The organism is Butyrivibrio sp. (assembly GCF_024699075.1).
The window spans coordinates 1-4,446 of sequence record NZ_JAILQF010000297.1; the positions used below are offsets into that span (position 1 = coordinate 1).

5 protein-coding genes are annotated in these 4,446 nt (G+C 38.7%); 4 read left to right on the plus strand and 1 reads right to left on the minus strand.

Annotated elements, in window-relative coordinates; translation table 11 throughout:
- Nucleotides 1-384 (minus strand): family 43 glycosylhydrolase (locus K6G87_RS12010; RefSeq protein ID WP_296837539.1); only part of this gene is annotated, 384 nt, incomplete at its 3' end.
- A 53-nt stretch (nucleotides 385-437) separates the two neighbouring features.
- Here K6G87_RS12010 and K6G87_RS12015 point away from each other — a divergent pair.
- From K6G87_RS12015 to K6G87_RS12030, 4 genes are all read left to right on the plus strand, one after another.
- Nucleotides 438-1,298, plus strand: coding sequence for an AraC family transcriptional regulator (locus K6G87_RS12015; RefSeq protein WP_296837541.1), 861 nt, complete (start codon nucleotides 438-440; stop codon nucleotides 1,296-1,298).
- A 191-nt stretch (nucleotides 1,299-1,489) separates the two neighbouring features.
- A complete protein-coding gene (locus K6G87_RS12020) occupies nucleotides 1,490-2,902 on the plus strand; it encodes an ABC transporter substrate-binding protein (protein ID WP_296837542.1) in 1,413 nt (470 codons plus the stop codon).
- Nucleotides 2,903-2,976: 74 nt separating this feature from the next.
- Nucleotides 2,977-3,897, plus strand: coding sequence for a carbohydrate ABC transporter permease (locus K6G87_RS12025; RefSeq protein ID WP_296837545.1), 921 nt, complete (start codon nucleotides 2,977-2,979; stop codon nucleotides 3,895-3,897).
- A gap of 10 nt (nucleotides 3,898-3,907) precedes the next feature.
- On the plus strand, nucleotides 3,908-4,446 hold a 539-nt coding region (locus K6G87_RS12030; RefSeq protein ID WP_296837547.1), incomplete at its 3' end, for a carbohydrate ABC transporter permease.

Consider the following 4,446-nt stretch of genomic DNA (forward strand, 5'->3'; position numbering starts at 1 on the left):
ATAGAAGGTTCCATCAAGACAGTTCCATTCATCTGGAGTTATCTTTCCATCACTATGGAGTTTAAAAGGTCCAAGCGGTGAATCTGACGAAAGGATCATGGTTCCTTTCATGTCAAGAGCTTCAGAATTAAATGTTGCAAACATGAAAAAAGTGTTATTGTAGATATGAACTTCGGGAGCCCAGTAGTTTTTATCAGCCCAAAAGTCTTTGGGACGATGGAATATTTCAAAAGGACCTTCCCATGTAACCAGGTCTTTACTTGTGTAGCAGTCAAAACCATCGGCAAGTCCCCAACATGTCTTGGCTCTTGTTCCGTACAGATAATAAGTTCCATCATATGGCAGGATAAAAGGATCACGTACGTTTATTTCTTCCAGTTTCATAGCTAACCTCACTTAGGCTGATTTTTGATTTCATTATACATCAAGGAGCATATATGTTTTTAGTAAAGTATAGAAAAGATTTTAGCGGTATTGCAGTAGGAAGAATAGAGAGAAATCAGGATTTTACAGCCAAGCAGGGCTTTTATCATAACGAATATCAGATCCAGTATATCTATAGCGGGGAGAGATATTTCTTTGCTGATGGTCAGTGTTATAAGATGACTCCAGGGACCATCACCTTTATTGACAAAAAACAGATTCCCAAAACCAATATAATAGGCGGCAAGTACCATGACAGACTTTTGATAGAAATGAAAGAGAGCTTTTTTGAACCTCTTTGTACAATGATTGGATTTGATATCGCCGAATTTTTTGAATCTCATCATGGCGTATATCAGGTAGGAAATAACGAGATAGTTCAGGACTTTCTTAATAAAGTTGCCGTTATTATGACTTCAAAGGATGAGGATAATAAGGGAGTAAGACTCAAGATAGAAGTTATCAATATAATGCTTGAAAAGTCTAAATGGGAGAAGAACAAAATCCACAAATTTGATGAAGTAGGAGTCCAGACACATATAGAAAAGCAGAAAAGAGTCCATCAGGTAGCTGACTATATTGCAGAAAATTATAACAGAATTAACTCTGTATCAGAGCTTTCAAAACAGTTTTATATGAGCAATGCATATCTTTGCAGAATATTCAAAGAGGTTACAAACTTTACAATATCCGAGTACATAAATCTTTGCAGAATAGCAGAGAGTAAGAGGTATCTTGAAGACGAAAGGTATACTATGGCAGAGATCGCCAACAGACTGGGATACGATTCTTTGACATATTTTGAACGTGTTTTTAAAAAGCAGATGACGATAACACCCCTCCAGTATCGTAAATCTCTGCTTAGAAACAAGTAAATATAGTTCGAAAACCATACCTGATTTAACCCTGTTGTCACAATTGCCCAATATTATTGAAAACCGATTATTTTGGTTGTAATATTTTGACAACGAAAGACGTCTTCCACAAGAGTTCCAAAAGTTTCAAACAATTTCCTAAGAAGTGTGAAAATTTAATTATGTTGAGGTGACTATAGTAGGAGGGGAACATGAAAAACAAGCTACTTAGTATTTTGATGGTGTCTACGCTTATATCAGGAGCACTTATGGGATGCTCTAACAGTGAAAATGCGTCAACAGATACACCTGCAGATACGACAAGTGAGGTTGCAGAAAGCGATACAAAAGAAGCAGCAGCTGATACCAAAGCTGATACAGCTGCAGAAACAGAAGCAGGAACTGATGAACCTATTACATTAAGAATGGCCTGGTGGGGATCTCAGGACAGACATGATAAGACAATTGCTGCTATTGAGCTTTATGAAAGTCTTAATCCAAATGTAACTATAGAATATGAGTACTACTCATTCGATGACTATTTTACCAAACTTAAAACTCTTGTAGCATCCGATGAAGTATGGGATGTGTTCCAGCTTGGTGGTAACTTCCCAATGTATATCGATAAGATATATCCTCTTGACGAGTTCATAGAATCAGGAGTTGTAGATGTTTCCAACATATCAGAAGCCAATCTTAAGACAACAAGGCAGACTGATGGAACACAGCTTGGACTTACAAACGGAATAAATACATACGGTATTGCTTATGACCCTGCTATGTTTGAAGAAGCAGGAGCTAGTCTTCCAAATGATGACTGGACATGGGATGATTATCATGAAGCAGCAGATCTGATAACAGAAAAGCTTGGAATATTCGGATCTTCCACCTTCCTTTCCTCTGACTTTATAGCTGGCTGTTCAACTTATATAGGGCAGCAGGGCTCTCTTGGTCAGTACAGCTTCTTCAATCTTGATCTTACGGGAATGGGATTTGATGATCCTTCAATGCTTGCTCCTTATATTCAGATGAGAGCAGATATGATCAATAAGGGTTCGTATCCTGATGCAGGTGCTTCTGCAGAAGTAACCAATATAGAGAATGATTTCCTTGTAACAGGCGAAGCTGCTATGACATGGGTTGCAGTTAACCAGTTCCCTACTATCTATGACATATGCCTTGAACAGGGAAGAGAACTTGCGCTTGCACCACTTCCAAAGGTAGAAAAAGGCGGTAATTCAGGCTCTTTGATCCAGTCTTCACAGATGCTTTGTGTATCTCAGGATTCTGAGCAAAAAGAAGCTGCAGCTGCTTTTATCAGCTGGTTTGAAAATGACATTGACTGTAATAACATCCTTCAGGCAGAAAGAGGTATTCCTGCTAATGAAGAAGTCAGAGCAGCACTTGCAGGTTCAGCAACAGCCGGACAGCAGATAATGTATGACTATGTTGACAGCGTAAGTAAGATGCCTACACCTGAAGAGTACAATGTACTTTCACCTGATGGTCAGGATCAGGTTCAGGACAATTATCTTAACTATATTCAGCAGGTGGCAAGCGGAGAGATAACAGCACAGGAAGCTGCCGAAAAGACCTACGCAGATGCCCAGGCAATTTTTGAATGATAGTATTTTAAAGGGTTACAGGTCCTGCCCGTTGTAAATGCGGGCAGGATTTTTTTGAAAGGGGAACCGGCCAAATGGGAGAAAAAAGTGACAAGAAAGCTTCTGCCTTAAGAAAATGGTTTTACAGCGACGAGGTTGTCGGACATGTATTTGCACTGCCTTTTATATTCGGATTTATATGCTTTTCTTTGATACCTATATGTATGTCACTGTATTATTCTTTTACAGATTATTCACTTGGAAGCAAGGTCGCTACATTTGTTGGAATGAAGAACTTCAGCCTTTTGTTTGAAGATGAAGTATTCCTTAAATCAATACGAAAGACCTTGCAGTATGTTGTTATATCAGTACCTTTAAAACTTACATTTGCACTTCTTGTAGCTTTTGTACTTACAAGAAAAAGTAAAATGGTGACCTTGTACAGATCCTTGTATTATGTACCTTCGCTTGTAGGAGGTTCCGTTGCCGTAGCACTTGTATGGAAGCAGCTGTTTGCAAGAAAAGGACTCTTTAATTCAGTTCTAATGGACCTTGGTCTTAACAAGATCAACTGGTTTGGAAGTGAAGCTCTTGCCATATATCCTCTTATACTTATGGCTGTATGGCAGTTTGGATCGTCTATGATAATCTTTGCTGCAGGACTTAAGGAGATACCTTCTACATATTATGAAGCAGCAGAAATAGACGGAGCAAACGGTTTTCACAGATTTTTTAAGATCACTCTGCCGTGCCTGTCGCCAATAATCTTATACAACCTTGTAATGCAGACAATATCAGCATTTATGACCTTTACTCAGGCCTTCGTAATAACAGGAGGAGGACCTAATAACGCAACAATGCTCTATGCACTTAATGTATATAATCAGGCCTTTAAGTACAACAACATGGGCTATGCCTGTGCCATGAGCTGGGTAATGCTGATCGTAATGAGTCTTATTACACTTGTAATATTCAGATCATCAAAGTTCTGGGTATTCAATGAGGCAGAGGGATAAGGAGTGCTTTATGAAGGAAAGAAAACTGATCAGAAAAACGCTGTACCACATTTTGGTACTGAGTTTTGGCTTTATAATGATATATCCGGTATTATGGATGATAAGTGGATCCTTCAAAGACAATTCAGAAATACTAAGAGGAACACTAAGTCTTATACCTAATGAAATAAAAACATCTAATTACTATACAGGATGGAAGGGATTTGGTGGTACAACTTTTGCAACCTTCTTTAAGAATTCAATGGTAGTAACTACAATAGCTACCTTTGGAACAGTTATTTCATCATCACTTGTTGCCTACTCCCTTTCAAGGATCAAATTCAGGGGAAGAAATATCTGGTTTACCTGTATGCTTGCTACAATGATGCTTCCCGGACAGGTTATCATGATTCCTCAGTATCTTATCTACTACAGACTTCACCTGGTTCCAGGATACGTTCCGCTTATACTGCCATATTTTTGCGGTCAGGCATTCTTCATCTATCAGATGATGCAGTTCATGCAAGGCATACCAAGAGAACTTGATGAAGCAGCTAAGATAGACGGTTG

Bases quoted from the DNA above. Each gene is read 5' to 3' on its own strand.
- K6G87_RS12015 (WP_296837541.1), top strand. From the start codon at position 438: ATGTTTTTAGTAAAGTATAGAAAAGATTTTAGCGGTATTGCAGTAGGA.
- K6G87_RS12020 (WP_296837542.1), top strand. From the start codon at position 1,490: ATGAAAAACAAGCTACTTAGTATTTTGATGGTGTCTACGCTTATATCA.
- K6G87_RS12025 (WP_296837545.1), top strand. From the start codon at position 2,977: ATGGGAGAAAAAAGTGACAAGAAAGCTTCTGCCTTAAGAAAATGGTTT.